13 protein-coding genes and 1 pseudogene are annotated in these 16,080 nt (G+C 55.7%); 3 read left to right on the forward strand and 11 right to left on the reverse strand.

Annotated elements, in window-relative coordinates:
• Positions 1-34: 34 nt before the first annotated feature.
• Complete coding sequence (locus tag SPH27_RS00505) at positions 35-1,063, forward strand: Mal regulon transcriptional regulator MalI (RefSeq protein WP_023311457.1); 1,029 nt, start codon at positions 35-37, stop codon at positions 1,061-1,063.
• A 125-nt stretch (positions 1,064-1,188) separates the two neighbouring features.
• On the opposite strand, the gene SPH27_RS00510 is transcribed toward SPH27_RS00505, so the two are convergent.
• The gene (locus tag SPH27_RS00510; RefSeq protein ID WP_182071192.1) at positions 1,189-2,721 is read right to left on the reverse strand and encodes a YdgA family protein; all 1,533 of its coding nucleotides are present in this window, start codon (positions 2,719-2,721) and stop codon (positions 1,189-1,191) included.
• Between the two features lie 99 nt (positions 2,722-2,820).
• Entirely contained in the window at positions 2,821-3,996 is a 1,176-nt protein-coding gene (manA, locus tag SPH27_RS00515) for a mannose-6-phosphate isomerase (RefSeq protein ID WP_182071193.1), read from the reverse strand.
• Positions 3,997-4,195: 199 nt separating this feature from the next.
• On the opposite strand from manA, the gene fumA reads away from it, so the two are divergent.
• Positions 4,196-5,842 (forward strand): class I fumarate hydratase FumA, encoded by a 1,647-nt coding sequence (gene fumA / locus SPH27_RS00520; RefSeq protein WP_029740299.1) that lies wholly within the window; start codon positions 4,196-4,198, stop codon positions 5,840-5,842.
• A 139-nt stretch (positions 5,843-5,981) separates the two neighbouring features.
• A complete protein-coding gene (gene fumC, locus SPH27_RS00525) occupies positions 5,982-7,376 on the forward strand; it encodes a class II fumarate hydratase (protein ID WP_182071194.1) in 1,395 nt (464 codons plus the stop codon).
• Here the strand turns inward: fumC and tus are convergent, their stop codons facing one another.
• The 9 genes and pseudogenes from tus to SPH27_RS00570 form a co-directional block, all read right to left on the reverse strand.
• Positions 7,377-8,306, reverse strand: coding sequence for a DNA replication terminus site-binding protein (tus, locus tag SPH27_RS00530; protein ID WP_033145343.1), 930 nt, complete (start codon positions 8,304-8,306; stop codon positions 7,377-7,379).
• 73 nt (positions 8,307-8,379) lie between these two features.
• On the reverse strand, positions 8,380-9,678 hold the full coding sequence (gene rstB, locus SPH27_RS00535) for a two-component system sensor histidine kinase RstB (RefSeq protein ID WP_182071195.1): 1,299 nt from the start codon (positions 9,676-9,678) through the stop codon (positions 8,380-8,382).
• A 29-nt stretch (positions 9,679-9,707) separates the two neighbouring features.
• Positions 9,708-10,988, reverse strand: coding sequence for a site-specific integrase (locus tag SPH27_RS00540; RefSeq protein ID WP_182071196.1), 1,281 nt, complete (start codon positions 10,986-10,988; stop codon positions 9,708-9,710).
• Positions 10,988-11,203 carry an excisionase family protein gene (gene xisR / locus SPH27_RS00545; protein WP_047647992.1) on the reverse strand — a complete coding sequence of 72 codons (216 nt, stop codon included), beginning with the start codon at positions 11,201-11,203 and terminating at the stop codon, positions 10,988-10,990. Before xisR ends, SPH27_RS00540 begins: the two co-directional genes overlap by 1 nt.
• A gap of 64 nt (positions 11,204-11,267) precedes the next feature.
• Positions 11,268-11,510: a DUF4060 family protein gene (locus SPH27_RS00550; protein ID WP_048979543.1), complete on the reverse strand. Its 243-nt coding sequence runs from the start codon at positions 11,508-11,510 to the stop codon at positions 11,268-11,270.
• Between the two features lie 38 nt (positions 11,511-11,548).
• Positions 11,549-12,634: a RecT family recombinase gene (locus tag SPH27_RS00555; protein ID WP_182071197.1), complete on the reverse strand. Its 1,086-nt coding sequence runs from the start codon at positions 12,632-12,634 to the stop codon at positions 11,549-11,551.
• 9 nt (positions 12,635-12,643) lie between these two features.
• On the reverse strand, positions 12,644-15,364 hold the full coding sequence (locus SPH27_RS00560) for a RecE family exodeoxyribonuclease (protein WP_182071198.1): 2,721 nt from the start codon (positions 15,362-15,364) through the stop codon (positions 12,644-12,646).
• A gap of 140 nt (positions 15,365-15,504) precedes the next feature.
• Positions 15,505-15,669 carry a YdaE family protein gene (locus SPH27_RS00565; protein ID WP_322435568.1) on the reverse strand — a complete coding sequence of 55 codons (165 nt, stop codon included), beginning with the start codon at positions 15,667-15,669 and terminating at the stop codon, positions 15,505-15,507.
• Positions 15,662-15,817: pseudogene (locus tag SPH27_RS00570) on the reverse strand (hypothetical protein); the annotation flags it as partial. The pseudogene SPH27_RS00570 and the gene SPH27_RS00565, both read right to left, overlap by 8 nt.
• Positions 15,818-16,080: the final 263 nt, after the last annotated feature.

Genomic DNA, 16,080 nt, shown 5'->3' on the forward strand with positions numbered 1-16,080 from the left:
TTACCGATCTCATTTCAGGGAGTCACGCCAACACATGGCTGTAGCGAAAAAAATCACCATCAACGATGTCGCGCTGGCGGCGGGCGTTTCCGTCAGCACCGTTTCTCTGGTGCTAAGCGGAAAAGGGCGCATCTCTCCTGCGACCGGTCAGCGGGTGAACGAGGCGGTTGAGCAGCTGGGTTTTGTCCGTAACCGTCAGGCGTCGGCGCTGCGCGGCGGGCAAAGCGGGGTGATTGGCCTGATTGTCCGCGACCTGACGTCACCTTTCTATGCGGAGCTGACCGCCGGGTTAACCGAAGCGCTTGAAGCGCAGGGGCGGATGGTCTTTCTTCTGCACGGCGGTCGCGAGGCCGATCAGCTTCTCTCCCGGCTCGATATGCTGCTGAATCAGGGTGTTGACGGGGTAATCGTCGCCGGAGCGTCGGGCGTGGGCAGCGAGCTGTGCGAGCGCGCCGCCGAAAAAGGCGTGCCGCTGGTGTTTGCTTCGCGTGCCAGCTATCTGGACGAGGCCGATACGCTGCGACCGGATAACATGCAGGCCGCGCAAATGTTGACCGAGCATCTTATTCGTCGCGGGCATCAGCGCATTGCCTGGCTGGGTGGGAAAAGCTCGTCCCTGACGCGCGCCGAACGGGTCGGCGGCTACTGCGCGACGCTAATAAAATACGGCCTGCCGTTCCACAGCGAATGGGTCGTGGAATGTGAATCCAGCCAGAAGAAAGCGGCGGAAGCGATAGGCGCGCTGCTGCGCAGCAGTCCGACGATCAGCGCCGTGATTTGCTACAACGACGTGATTGCTATGGGCGCCTGGTTTGGCCTGATCCGCGCCGGGCGTCAGAGCGGCGAGGGCGGGGTGGAAACCTTCTTCGGCCATCAGGTGGCGCTGGGAGCGTTCGCCGATGTCGGTGAAAACGCGCTCGACGATCTGCCGATCGTATGGGCTACCACCCCTGCGCGAGAGATGGGCTACACGCTGGCGGACAGGATCATGCAGCGCATCGACAACACGGACGTTCAGGCCGGACACCAGATTGTGGCGGCGCGGCTGGTGACGGTGAAATAATCTCCGCTGCACATCGCCCGGCGGCGCTGCGCTTGCACGGGCCAACAACGGCTCGGGATCGTAGGCCGGGTAAGCGTCAGCACCACCCGGCAATAAAAAACCCCTCATGCGAGGGGTTTTGCCGTTTACTGCTGCGGTGCCGCCGGTTCGGCTGGCGCTGCCGGTTCAGCCGGTTCCGGCATCCCCAGCGTCGGCATACCAAACATGCCGACGAAGTCTTCCAGCGGCATCTTGTCGCCGTTGAGCGTTACCTGGCCGTTGGCATACTGCAGGCTGGTGGAAATCGTGTTGTTTTCCACTTTGGTGATGCGGAACATCTGGCCCATGGCCGCCAGACCTTTCACCTGCTGGTTCGCCAGCTTGCCAGCGTCTTCATCGCCGTAGCCTTCCAGCTTCGCAATCTGGGTCATAAACTCGGTCGCCATATCCATCGGGATGGTCAGCTTGCTGTCGAGCGACTTCACGCTGCGATCCACTTCCTGGGCCAGCGTCTGCGGCTCGCCCGTTGCGGTTGCCGGATCTTTCAGGAACAGAGACAGGTTAAAGCTGGTTTCGCCTTTGCTGTTTTTCCAGCTCAGTGGCGCAACGGTGATCACCGGCTCGCCTTTCAGCAGGACAGGCAGGTTGTTGAACAGCACCGCCATCGCCTGCTGCTGGTACACTTCAGGGTTCTGCTGGAGTGCGGCATCGGTCAGCAGCGCCTGGCTCTCTTTGCTGTATTTCTGGCTAAACTCGTGCCACGCCTGGCCGTCGATATTGCCGATCTTCAGCGACAGCTTGCCGGTGCCCAGATCCTGATTCTGCACTTTCAGGCTCTTCAGCGTGTAATCCAGCTGCGTGTTGATGCTTTTACCGTCTTTGGAAACGTCGGATTTGCCGTTGACGTCCATACCTTCCAGCACGGCCATCTCTTTTCCTTCAACCGCAATGGCAACCTTGTCGAGAGACAGTTTTTGATCGCCGATACGCTCCTGGAAATCGGTCATTCGGCTGTTGCCGTCGGCTTTCAGGTTGCTGAAGGTGAGCTGAACCTTTTGGTTATATTCGTTCACGGCATTGACCAGGCCGCTTTCCGCTTCACCCGTCAGGGAGAACACGTTTCCGTCGCGGTCAGCGTCAAGTTTGAAGTGACCGCCGCTGAAGGCGACTTTCTCATTCTCTTTCTCGTAGTTCAGCGCTTTCAGAGCAATATCGGAGCTCGTGTCACCGGCATAGCTGATGCGGGTATTAATGTCGAATGGCGATTCATTCTTTGCCAGGTCAAACAGCGGTTTGGTGACGTCGTTATTCACCAGCACGGTATGAACGGACGCCATCGACGGGATCAGGTTAAAGGACTTCAGCTGCGCCAGCGGCAGCGGACCGTGGCTCACCACCTCGTCCAGCACCACGCTCTGACCCGGTTTCAGCCAGCCGTTTTCAGCACCGGCCACTGGCTTTACCACCAGCTGCATACGGCTGGTAAACACGCCGCGATAATAATTCTGGTAGCTCAGCTCCAGGCCCGCCTCCGGCGCGCTGCGCTTAATCTCTCCGTTAGCCTGCGCCACCATCTCAGCCAGACGGCCTTCCAGCTGTTTCCCGGTAAACCAGGAGGCCCCCGTCCAGACCACGCCTAACGCTACAATCACTCCAACCGCTACGACCGATTTTTTCATTGCGACTATCCCTAAAATGAAACCAGGCGGTAAAAACCGCCTGGAGATATTAAGCCTGCAACTAGCTTAGCAAGAGTTGTTAAAAAATTCAGTAAGTGCTTAAAGCTTATTGAAAACGCGCGCCAGGCGACCGGCGCCGCTTACGCTGACCGGAGATTCATTGGCTGCAACGAATGCTGACTCACCGGGCTTAAGCACCAGACGCTGTTCGCCTTTGCGCAGCGTCGCTTCGCCCTCGGCGCAGAACAGAATCGCCGCGCTTTCCTGCGCTATGACGGTTTCGGCCTGGCTCAGGTCGTGCAGGGAAAAAGCAAAATCCTCAACCGGAATTGGGAAGTCCAGCTCTGCGCCGTTTTTCACCGGCTGAGTCAGCAGCTCCGCGGCAGGTTTCGCCACAAACTTCACGTTGGCAACCAGCTCAGGAATATCGATGTATTTCGGCGTCAGGCCCGCGCGCAGCACGTTATCGGAGTTGGCCATTACCTCCAGCGCCACGCCCTGCAGGTAGGCGTGCGGGGTTTCAGCGAACAGGAACATCGCTTCGCCCGGGTTGAGCTTCACCACGTTCAGCAGCAGAGGGGAGAACAGGCCGCTGTCGTCCGGGTAGAATTCGGAGATCAGGCGGATAGTCTCCCAGGGTTCACCCTGCTGGCTGCCCAGAGCCGCTTTCAGCACCGCCAGCGCGTGAGATTTCTCTTCACCCTGCATATTCAGCAGGCTGGCAAACAGCTGGCTCAGCGCGTCCGCGTTCGGGTTTTCAAGGAAGTGGGCGATAGCCTTGTGGGCACCCGCGACCGGTTGCAGCAGGGAAACGATCTCTGAAAACTCGCGGAACGCGTTCATCGCGAGGAACGGGGTCAGCGCAAAGACCAGCTCCGGCTTGTGGTTAGGATCTTTGTAGTTACGCTCGGCGGCGTCTAAAGGAATTCCCGCCGCGTTCTCTTTGGCAAAGCCGATTTCAGAGGCTTTCTTGTTCGGGTGAACCTGGATGGAGAGCGGCTGGTCGGCGCACAGCACCTTGAACAGGAACGGCAGTTCGCCGAAGCGCTGAGCCACCTTGTCGCCCAGCAGCGCGGCTTTATCGGCGTCAATCACGTCACGCAGGCTGCGAACCTGGCCGCTGGCGTCTTCAATTTTTGAGCTGCTCTTCGGGTGCGCCCCCATCCACAGTTCTGCCATCGGCAGGTTGTTCGGGTTCGCGATACCGTAGAGATCCGTTAACGCAGTTTTACTTCCCCAGGCGTAGTTTTGCACTGAGTTAATGAGTTTTTGCATTATCAAGCCCTGATTCAATTGTGGAATTAACTCCAGGTATTAAAGCAATAAACCTCATGGAAGTAACCTGTGGATGTAAAAAGTCGTACTAGTCTCAGTTTTTGTTAAAAAATTGTGTAGGATAAGCTGACTCGCTTTTAAGCCGGGCAGCGGAACATCTGCCCTGAATAAACAGACCGAAGCAGTAAGTGAGAGACCAATGTCGAATAAACCCTTCCATTATCAGGATCCTTTCCCCCTCAGTAAGGATCGGACCGAGTATTACCTGTTAACCCGCGATCACGTCTCCGTCTCTGAGTTTGAAGGACAAGAGATCCTCAAGGTGGATCCGCAGGCGCTGACGCTGCTGGCGCAGCACGCTTTCCACGACGCCTCGTTTATGCTCCGCCCAGCGCACCAGCAGCAGGTTGCCGATATTCTCAGCGACCCGCAGGCCAGCGAAAACGATAAATACGTTGCCCTGCAGTTCCTGCGTAACTCAGACATCGCGGCGAAAGGTGTTCTGCCTACCTGTCAGGACACCGGCACGGCGATCATCGTCGGTAAAAAAGGCCAGCGCGTCTGGACCGGCGGCGGTGACGAAGCGGCCCTGGCGCACGGCGTCTACAACACCTACACCGAAGATAACCTGCGCTACTCGCAAAACGCGGCGCTGGATATGTACAAAGAGGTCAACACCGGCACCAACCTGCCGGCACAGATCGATCTCTACAGCGTCGACGGTGACGAGTACAAATTCCTCTGTATCGCCAAAGGCGGCGGTTCAGCCAACAAAACCTATCTTTACCAGGAAACCAAGGCGCTGCTCACCCCGGGCAAGCTGAAAAATTACCTGGTTGAGAAGATGCGCACCCTCGGCACCGCGGCGTGCCCGCCGTACCATATCGCGTTTGTGATTGGCGGTACGTCGGCGGAAAGCACGCTGAAAACCGTCAAGCTGGCCTCAACCAAATATTATGACGGCCTGCCTACCGAAGGTAACGAGCACGGCCAGGCGTTCCGCGACGTGCAGCTTGAGCAGGAACTGCTGGAAGAAGCGCGTAACCTGGGCCTCGGCGCGCAGTTTGGCGGCAAATACTTTGCCCACGACGTGCGCGTGATCCGTCTGCCGCGTCACGGTGCCTCCTGTCCGGTCGGGATGGGCGTGTCCTGCTCCGCGGATCGCAACATCAAGGCGAAGATCAACCGCGAAGGCGTGTGGATCGAAAAACTGGAAAACAATCCGGGCAAATACATCCCGGAAGAGCTGCGCAAAGCGGGTGAGGGTGAAGCGGTTCGCGTCGACCTGAACCGTCCGATGAAGGAGATTCTGGCGCAGCTTTCGCAGTATCCGGTCTCGACCCGTCTCTCGCTGAACGGCACGATCATCGTGGGTCGCGACATCGCGCACGCGAAGCTGAAAGAGCGTCTGGACAACGGCGAAGGGCTGCCGCAGTACATTAAAGATCATCCGATCTACTACGCAGGCCCGGCGAAAACGCCTGAAGGCTACGCGTCCGGCTCGTTAGGCCCAACCACGGCAGGGCGCATGGACTCGTACGTTGACCAGCTGCAGGCCAACGGCGGCAGCATGATCATGCTGGCGAAAGGCAACCGCAGCCAGCAGGTGACGGACGCCTGCCACAAGCACGGCGGTTTCTACCTCGGCAGCATCGGCGGCCCGGCTGCGGTTCTGGCGCAGGGCAGCATCAAGAGCCTGGAGTGCGTGGAATACCCGGAACTGGGTATGGAAGCGATCTGGAAAATTGAAGTGGAAGATTTCCCGGCGTTTATCCTCGTGGATGACAAAGGCAACGACTTCTTCAAGCAGATCCAGTCGTCCCAGTGTTCGGCGTGCGTGAAGTAATTCTGTAAATTGACGGGTGGCGGCTGCGCCACCCTATATCAAAAAGAGCGCACAAAGCGCCATATCGTTTCTCAGAAGTCATCAATACTTATCCCTTAAGCATGTGAGCAATCCCTCTTTTGTTATCAAGGAGAAAGTAATGACCACGGTACGCCATGAGAAAGACTCGATGGGCGCCATCGACGTCCCGGCCGACAAGCTTTGGGGCGCACAAACCCAGCGTTCGCTGGAGCACTTCCGTATTTCGACCGAAAAAATGCCCGTCTCGCTGATTCAGGCGCTGGCGCTCACCAAACGCGCCGCCGCGAAAGTGAACCAGGATTTAGGCCTGCTGACGGCAGACAAAGCGACCGCCATCATCAACGCCGCCGACGAAGTGCTGGCGGGCAAGCATCCCGACGAATTCCCCCTCGCCATCTGGCAGACCGGTTCCGGCACCCAGAGCAACATGAACATGAATGAAGTGCTGGCGAACCGGGCCAGCGAACTGCTGGGCGGCGTGCGCGGCATGGAGCGTAAGGTCCATCCGAACGATGACGTCAACAAAAGCCAGAGTTCTAACGACGTCTTCCCGACGGCGATGCACGTGGCGGCGGTGATTGCTATCCGCGAGCAGCTTATCCCGCAGCTCAACGTGCTGAAATCCACGCTCAACGAGAAAGCGCAGGCCTTCCGCGACATCGTCAAAATTGGCCGTACGCACCTGCAGGACGCCACGCCGCTGACGCTCGGCCAGGAGATTTCCGGCTGGGTGGCGATGCTGGAACATAACCTGAAGCATATTGAGTACAGCCTGCCGCACCTGGCGGAGCTGGCGCTCGGCGGGACGGCGGTCGGGACCGGGTTAAACACCCATCCAGAATACGCGGTGCGCGTGGCGGAGGAGCTGGCAAACATCACCGGGCAGCCGTTCGTCACGGCGCCCAACAAGTTCGAAGCGCTGGCGACCTGCGATGCGCTGGTCCACACCCACGGCGCGCTGAAAGGGCTGGCGGCCTCGCTGATGAAAATCGCCAACGACGTGCGCTGGCTGGCCTCGGGTCCGCGCTGCGGCATCGGTGAAATCAGTATTCCGGAAAACGAGCCGGGCAGCTCCATCATGCCGGGTAAAGTGAACCCGACCCAGTGCGAAGCCATGACCATGCTCTGCTGTCAGGTGTTGGGCAACGACGTAGCCGTCAACCTGGGCGGTGCGTCCGGCAACTTCGAGCTGAACGTCTATCGCCCGATGGTGATCCACAACGTTCTGCAATCGATTCGTCTGTTGGCGGACGGAATGGAGAGCTTTAACGAGCACTGCGCGGTAGGGATTGAGCCGAATCGCGAACGTATCAGCCAGTTGCTCAATGAATCCCTGATGCTGGTGACGGCGCTGAATACCCATATCGGCTACGACAAGGCCGCCGAGATCGCTAAAAAAGCGCACAAAGAGGGGCTGACGCTGAAAGCCTCCGCCCTGGTGCTGGGCTATCTGACGGAGGCGGAGTTCGACGCCTGGGTTCGCCCGGAAGCGATGGTCGGCAGCCTGAAATAGTCATCCCGCCACGTACAGGTGCAGCCGCGGAATAATCAGCTGCAGCGGCTGCGCCTGAGGTCTGTAACGGTGCTGGACATTGTCCGCATCGTAATTCAAAAGCTCACCAATATCCGGCACGATGGCCCCCCGATCGGCATCATAGAGCGCAATCAGCGGCGTAGGGCAGGCATACTGAACCTGTTTTTGCTGGCCGGAATACCAGACGCGGGCGATAGGCTGTACCTTCACCGGACGCTTTATCTTGAGGCGCGCGTCCGCCGGGAGTGAGGCGATGCTGTGGTACTCCTGCTCCAGGCGCTCAATCCACTGCTCGCGCGACCACGGCGCGACGGTGCGCGGCGTCTTCAGGCTTTTTTCCAGCTGCGCCAGAATCTCATCCCGGGTGAAGTTTTTAATGATGTGCTTATTCGCCCAGCCGAAGCGCAGCGTGGCGGGGTGGCGCAGTACCGTCAGCGTGCGATAGGCGTTCAGGGTAATCAGCCCCGGAAGCTGACGGTGCACCCATTCAAACCGGGCGGCAGGGGCGAGGCCGGACTCTTCGGTAACGATCTTTTCAAAGGCCGCTTTCAGGGTGTTGATGTGGGTAATCTGGCTTTCCAGCGCGTCGCGCGTTGTCGCATCGGTTTGCAGGCAGATCACGCCGGGCAGACGCACGGCGGCCTTACTGCTGCGGTTTTCTGACTGCTGCTGGATAAACAGGCGGCGATAGTGCTTCAGCGTCAGCTCAAGGGCGGCGCTGCCGATGTGCTGTTCAACCGCGATGGTGTCCAGCGGGTCGTGCTCGGCCCCTTTGGCAACCTCGGGCAGGGTAAAGACGCGCGCGGCCAGCAGACGGCAGCTCTGCAAACGTTCTGTCAGGGTCAGGAGCTCGTGTTCTATTTCCCGAAACGTGCTGTTCAGCCGTTCGAGGAGATCGTAGGTCGCCATAAGCACTCTCGTTAGTTACAACATACTTATCATATAGCACAGCACGCCGGGTCAGGCCAGCGTGCGGTTGAAGTCAGGCAGGGACGGGAAGGGCGATGTTATGGTATACCGGCCAGCTAAAGCAGAAGCGCGCGCCGCCGAGCTCGCTCTCTTCGCAATGCACCGTGCCGCCCATCGCCTGCGCGATAGAGTAAACAATCGCCAGCCCCAGGCCGCATCCGCCGGTGGCGCGATCGCGACTGGGGTCGAGTCGGACAAACGGTTCAAACACGGTTTCTCGCGCTTCCGGGGCAATCCCCGGACCGTCATCCTCCACCGTCAGGCTGGCCTGATTGCCCTCCAAATCCAGCCCAATCTGTAGCGTGCTTTCGCTGTAGCGCATGGCGTTGTTCATCAGATTGTCCAGCACGCGCTCCATCAGGCGCATATCGAGCGCGCCGTAATCACCCGGCGTGACGCGCGTTAACAGCGTGCGCTGCGGGTTCACGCTCTGAACGTCATCGATGTGGGTTTGCAGCCAGGCAGGCAGGTCCGGCGTGCTGAGGTTCAGTTCGTTTTGCGGACGATCGAGGCGCGCGTAGGTCAGCAGCTCCTCAATCAGCGCCTCAAGCTGGCCGATGTCGCGGTTAAGCGCCTGAGACTCCGCTTCCGTCAGATTCTCGCTCATCTCCAGGCGATAGCGCAGGCGAACCAGCGGCGTGCGCAGCTCGTGGGCAATCCCGTCGATCAGCTGCTTTTTACTGGCGATCAGGGCATTGATGTTATCGGCCATCTGGTTAAAGGCCACCCCCAGACGTTCAAAGCTGGAACCGCTGTCGAAGTGAATGCGTTCGGTAAAATGCCCTTCGCCAAAACGCTGCGCGGCGGATTCCAGCTTCAGCATGTCCTGCCAGTGCGGGCGCATCCAGATAAAGACCGGAAACGCGAGCGAAATGGCGATAAAAGCCATCAGCGCCATGTCCAGCAGACGCATCTGGTGCAGATAGTAGAGATAGGGCACCGGCCCGACGGCCAGTACGTAATGGCTGCGCGGAATACGCTGGATAAAGGTGTATTTCTCATCCAGCGCGACGATGTCCCCGTCGCGCAGACGCTGCATGGCGGGCGGGTCCAGCTCAAAATCTTTTAACGGCTCGATGCGTAAATCGAACGACAGGTTCAGATCGAGCTCTTTGAGGGTTTTCGCCCAGTCGTGCGGCGGGATCTCTCTCAGCTCGCTGCGCATCAGATAGAGCGAGCTTTTCATCAGATCGTCCAGCGACTGCCTGCCCGCACGTTCGGCGGTGAATTTATAGACCAGCCCGACCAGCATGGTCATGACCAGGAAGCAGACAAACAGCAAAAGATAAAACTGCACAAACAGCTTTTTCATTAAATATCACCGTAAAATCAAGTAATTAACTACTTTGTTTTTACCTTCAGGGGCACTATAGGGGCATTTGCATATCCGCCAAAGCGCTGATTCAAAAATGATACCTGATCGCTATCGAGAGCATTTATCCACGCAGAGTATACATGGAAGACCATCTCTGCATTCTCATGACCCATCTGATTCGCTATAAAAGCAGGATTAGCACCTGCCGACAACATCCAGCACGCGTATGTATGACGCAGCTGATAGGGGCGTCTGCGGCGAATGCCCGATCGTCTTACGGTAATATCCCATAGTGACACAATTGAGCTGACTGAATAGTACGCAGCTTGCTTGCCTTTCTGAGGTCGAGGCATAAACACAAAGTGCAGTTTCTGCGTTTCCGTTTTACCGAACTCCCGGTGGTGAAAAGTGATTGGTACCTTAGGGGCACTCCCGGTAAGTTCCTTTTGAGCTCGCAAAGCTTCCAGAGCCGGCTCAAGTAACTTTATCGTCCGGTATCCAGCTTCGGTTTTGGGTGGTCCAAACAAGCCTTCCTGAGTTAGATTGCGCGCGATGTTAGCTTCGCCGGAATTAAGATCGATATCCTCCCAGGCAAGAGCGCAAAGCTCCCCGGGCCGAACGCCGGTATAAGCGAAAAATTGCCACATGTTTTTCTGCTGAGCCGGAGCAGTCTCTTTCAACTGCTCAAACTCATGTCTCAGAAGCGGATCTGGTTTTGTTTGCCCTTTGCGAAGCCTTTTTATCCCGACATATGGTTGATATGAAATGACTTTATTTTTAACCGCATAGTCGAGGATTTGTCGCAGGATGGCCAGATAATAATCTACTGTTCTAACAGCGCGGCCGGTTTTATTTCTCCTCTTTTCGGGAGCATAGTTAGTCTCGCCAGTCAGTAATTCTTTTCTCCAGCCCAGAATGTCGCTGTTGGTGATGGATGCAACCAGCGTTTCAGGGCCAATTAGTTTTGTTAACGTTCGTACAGCTATCCCATAGCTTCTTGTGGCATTAGGCGAGAGATCGATTTTATGGTTTTCATACCAGGTTGATGCAAGTTCGGCGAAAGTCGTAATATTTTTAGATGCATAAAACTTTGCAGCTACCTTTGACTCCGGAAACACGCCCCGGTAGTCAAAAGTGCCCAACTGAATCTCGCTTACAATTTTGGCCCTTAGATTCCCGGCTTTTTTGAGATTCGAAGCATTTACGATCCATCCTTTCAATGTTTCTCGGCATCTAACGCCCTTAAACTTGAAACTAATTCGTATTTTATTGTTGTGGATCTCAACACCCGTTGGCATTACAGCCATTATGCCTCCTTCACAAACCTATTAATGTTTGGGATGTTGTACCAGACAAGTCCTCGCTCTTCGGAGCTGCTTCCATCCAATGGGATTCTCTTAAAATGAACACCTTCTACCCAGGAGGTTTGGCGATAGCTTTTAATCTGACGATCGGTAAGGCCTGTCTTCTCTTTTAGTTTTGAAGCAACGCCCCATTCTGAATCGTAAATTACCTGCGACATGGTTCACCTCAGGTAACCGGCATGAGTATAGATATGCCGGTCTTTAGTCGTTGATATTTCAGTTTCAGTTTGCCTGGCCGGGCAGGGAACGCAGTCGGCGCATGCCGGTCATTGCTGTGGCCACGTAGCTTGCCTTGCAGTTGACCACTTCAACCCAGACCTTCACGCCTTCCACTTTCACCGTATAGGTCTCTTTCATCTTGCTGCGCCCATAGTCACCATATCTTTGCTGGTGGGCTGCGAGTGCGATTTCACATGCCTGGCGAGCTAAAGGGGATTGCTTACTGCCTCGATTAATCAGTCGCATTTCTTCTCCTTGAGGGAGGGTTTCCCCTCCCGATCTCGTTAGTCCACGTATTCTGGTTTCATATCCGCCAGGGTGATGCTGAATTGATCGTGCAGCTCGTCGCCTAGGTGACGCTTTGAAGATGCCAGTACGCGCTCGGCTTCCGCGAACCGTTCGGCGGCATTCGGCTCGTCAGGCTGGGGCAGGGAGTTAATAGCGGCCTCAACCTTGTTGCGTGCGTCCACCAGGTAATAACGCTTCACGGCCTTGTTTTTCAGCTCAGTGAACAGGGCAGAACCCAGGGTTGCTTTCACGGTTTCAATATCTGCGCGAAGAGCTTTAGCGCTATCCACATCCTGAGCCGCCTCGATGCGGTCACGAAAATCATCAGCAAGAGCATCGATGTTTTGAGCAGATTCCTGAGCCGTTTGAGTGGTAGTTACGTTGTCACCTGAAATGTCTGCGAGGCTAACGTGCTGCGCCGGTGCCGGGTTTACCTCTCGTTCTTCTCGTCGATCATCGAGCTCATCAGGGGTGTAAACGCCCAGAATCACATCCGGGCAGAACAGTCTCGCCCAGCGTTTGACGGCCAGGTACGCCAGCTGCTGGCGAGGGTCGTCAGCCCAAAGGGTAGAGTTTCGGGTTCGGGCCTGAGCCAGCAGTAAATCAAGTTCCCTCGGCTGATCTTCACCTTTAAGCGTTGCGCGGATAATGATGCCGATCCCAGCCTCGTCAGCCAGGGTCCAGCCCGGGACGCGGTACTCGCCTTTGTCGCCTTTACGGATGTGGAATTTTCCAACTACTTTTTCCCATGGCCCGTACCATTCATATTCAAAGCGGCTGGCCAGCACGCCGCTTCGTGAAATGACGGCATTAACCAGCTGAGCTTCATACCCGAGCACACCGTTAATCAGGTGCGTCTTCTGCGCCACGGCAAAGGGATTCATCTGCCACTGTGCCGCTTGCATCGCAACTGCCATGCAGTCGGCCTGATTGCCCTGCAGGTGCTTAGGAACAGTAGCGGTGCCTTGGGCCATGATCTGCGCGAACGTGCTGATGGCGTTCAGATACTGGGAATCGAACAAAGCCACGTTGGAGTTAATAACGGTATTCTGGTCAGCAACGGTAACGTTTGTGTTATGCATAAATCCCCCTTAAACCTGAGCGCGCAGCGCTTCGAGGCGGCGCAGGTCGAAATCGTTCAGTTCTTCTGTGTAATCGGTAGTGATTGGTGCTGGCCACTCGCCCGTGTCGAAACCTGTGGCAATGGCGCGCATTGTTTTGCGGTACTCAAGCATGCCCAGTTCCAGTAGTTCGGTGGACGCCTCAATGATGGCGATCCAGTGGTAGTTCTCGTCTTTGTTGACGAAAATCCAGAAGAACTGGTCCAGCGCCGCGGTCTCGCAATACATAGCCGCACTGAGGTGGTAGTCCCGGTCAATGATTTCCCGATGCAGCCTGGCGCGCAGGCTTTCTTGCTTCACATTCCACATGCTGATGGTTTTCAGGTCAGCACCGATACGCACGCCATCCAATTCGATTTCGAGATCCGGGCGTACACGCACTTCCAATCCGGTTTCGTCGTCAAAGCCGAAGTAACTCACTTCAACGGCGCGGCTTGGATGTGTCAGCAGCATGCCCGCGGTCGGGTGCGCCAGTAGTGCGGACTGAATTGCTCGCGCTGTGGCCAACTGCTGGCGGGTAACCAGAATCTTTTCGCCGGGGTTGTCGCGCCAGACATCCAACAGCTCGTCGGCGAATATGGCATCGGGCTTAACCGACTTAACAGCCTGGATCATGTCCGTTTTGCTGCCTGACACTTTCAGCGGTGTCGGTTTCTGCGCTTCTTGCGCCACCAGGTCTGGATTGATGATTGCTAATTGCTCAAGTAACGCATCACGGCTGCCGCTGGTTTTAACCGGCACGGGCAGGGTAGCGTTGTACTCTTTAATGCATGCCTTCATTGCCGTTGCTGTTTGTTTTTGGCCTTCTTCAATACGCTGGTACTCAGCGGGGATAGACATATAGCTTTGAGCCGTTTCTTCCAGGCTGGCGCCAAGCGGCACTGGAGCGGGAAGGGACGCGTTATGTTCTTCAAGGAACGCTTTAATCTCGTCAGCGCTTAGCAGCGCCGGCAGGCTGGCGTTGTACGCTTCGATGAACTCGCGCAGAGTTGCGGTGGTGGTGAAAGCTCCCTCCGGGATCTCAGGTTCTACGCTGAATTCTGCTTCGAGGTTTTCCGGCTGCAATGCAAGGGCATGCACCAGGTTCCCCATGTCCAGCACTTTAGATGTTGTGCGCGGGATAGTTTTAGCCACATGGCGCGCGTTGAAGTACATCAGGCTGACGCGGGCATCTTTTACTTGGGTTGAGCTAATACCGTTTGCTGCGTGATAAACCTCATTCGGCAGACCTTCGTAGCGGCCAGGCTCGAAGTAAGCCGGGTATTCGATTACTGGCTCTGACTGCTGCTCTTCCGGCGCTAAGGTAACTGCTTGCGTATTAGCTGCATCAGCGCCTTCGCCTGGTTGTACCGGATCAGTATTTTCGACTTTCTCTGGCTGAGTCGTTTCCATCTGCACATCGCTGGTGGTCTCCGCTGTAACCGGTGAACGGTCATCGTTCTGTGTTTGTTTTTCGTTCATCAGGTTATCGATAGTGAACATGTCATCGCCAAAGTTCGTGACCTGCGGCTGCGTTGCTAACGATGCTTTTTCCGCTTCAATCTGCTCGTTAACTTCACTTTCCCAGCTCTCCTCTGGATTGTGCCGCGCTGCAGCCAGCGTTTCGGCTGTTGGTTTTCCATGATCGCTTTCAGTCAGATTGGCACTGATGTATCCGCTGAGGCGCCCCGGGTTTTTGTAATATTCCGGGTGTGCGCTTCTGATAAGCGCGAAGATTGATGCGCGTGAATAGTCGAGAATGCCAGGGGTATTGCGAAGAGCGGCAGACCACTCCTTGAATGGGCTTTCTTTAGCTGCGACGATTTCTTTCGCCCTACGGTAAACAGATCCGGGGATATCGTAGATATTGAAATCATCAGGCAGGGTGGCCAGAGCTATTTCACTGTCGAGTGTATCGAGCGTATGTGTATAGCCTGAATTACGATCTGTCTCATTTCCGCCACCTGCATTTGTGCCGACATCAGTACGCTGCACGCTGCTAATTCGGTTACCGGCAGCCCATTCGCGAACGAGAATGCCGCGATCGATATGCTCGGTGTTGAACCAGGTCTTAAAGAAATGAATGACAAGAGACAGCTCTGTTCGCTTCCCATCTAACGGGAAGACAGTCTTCAGGGCCTCAACAACCTTGGCAATTTCTAATTCAGTCGCTTTTTTGAACGCATCGACGTTCTCTGCAGCGAGCAGCATGTTTTGAACGAAGCTGTTATCGACATCCATCTCGAGCTGTTGAATTTCATTCTTTTGCTCAGTGTCGATGTGATAGGCGTACTCGTCAGAAATGAACTGAGCCAGAATGCGCTGACGCAGTGGGAGCGTAGCAACCGTGATCAGCTCAGGCATCTTTGTGTCTTTGGTATCAGTATTTCTGCAAGTCGACTGCTCAGAAGAGTTCTGGTAAGAATCTTCATACTGTAACTTCACTTTCCACGTACGCTGGTCTTCGTCCAGTTCGTAGCGTTTGCACCAGGTGTAATCTACGGTGCTTTCTTCCGGGATGTCGTCGAAGACTGGGAAATCGGTGCGAACAGGTTTGGCGTAATCCTTGCCGCGTCCGGTTTCAATACCAGCATCTTCCAGCTCAACATCGAGCTGCAGGTTTGCACGGGCTTCAGATTTCGCGGTGAACCAAATCACTGCGTCTTCTTTGCCAGATTTCTGCGTAGCCTTAACTACAAAGAAAAATTCCATGTGAGATCCTCTTTTTTGGATGTAAGATCCCCGGGCCAGAGATAGCGCCCATTGGGTGAACTTTGGTTTTTTAAGTAGTTTTCCGGTGTAACTTTGGTCGGGAGCAGCGGACGTACGGGCCGCCTTGCGCGGCTTTTACGTTATGCCTCGTTTGCCATCTGGTCGTACGAAGCACAACGTTCAGAGCAGTATTCTTTTTCTTTGCGCGCCAGCTGGGCGCCGTTGCGATAGAGAAGGGTACTTTTGACTACTTCCTCCGGTTCAACCGGCTTGCTGCAGTACCCGCATTTCATTGAGTTACACATCTGGATTCCCCTTTTGCGCCAGCAGGTAGCACAGGCGGCGAATAATCACCTCGAAGAAGTTCAGCTTTACGGCCTGCTGCCGTCCTGGTTTGCGTGCGAAATCAATCATTCTCACCCTCGTTTGCCTTATCGCCGGCCAGCGGAACGTTTATACCTGATGCACATTGTTGTAGCGGTGGATGGCCGCTGGTTTTCATAACTAAGGCGCCTTGGTGAAGCGACTGAGGTATGAAAGTCGTTTGATTACGCACCATTGCCGTTCACTCTGAGCCCGCCGGGCGTCTGACGCATGGTTTAACGACGCGCCGTTCGTCTATGTGGTTAACAATAGCTAAAGCGATTGACTCAGTCAATCGCCAAAACGATAATAATCATCGATAAAGTGATATTTAATTGAATGTTAAAGCGATA

Origin of the sequence: Enterobacter sp. A103 (assembly GCF_034427535.1) — a bacterium.
Taxonomy (GTDB): domain Bacteria; phylum Pseudomonadota; class Gammaproteobacteria; order Enterobacterales; family Enterobacteriaceae; genus Enterobacter; species Enterobacter asburiae_B.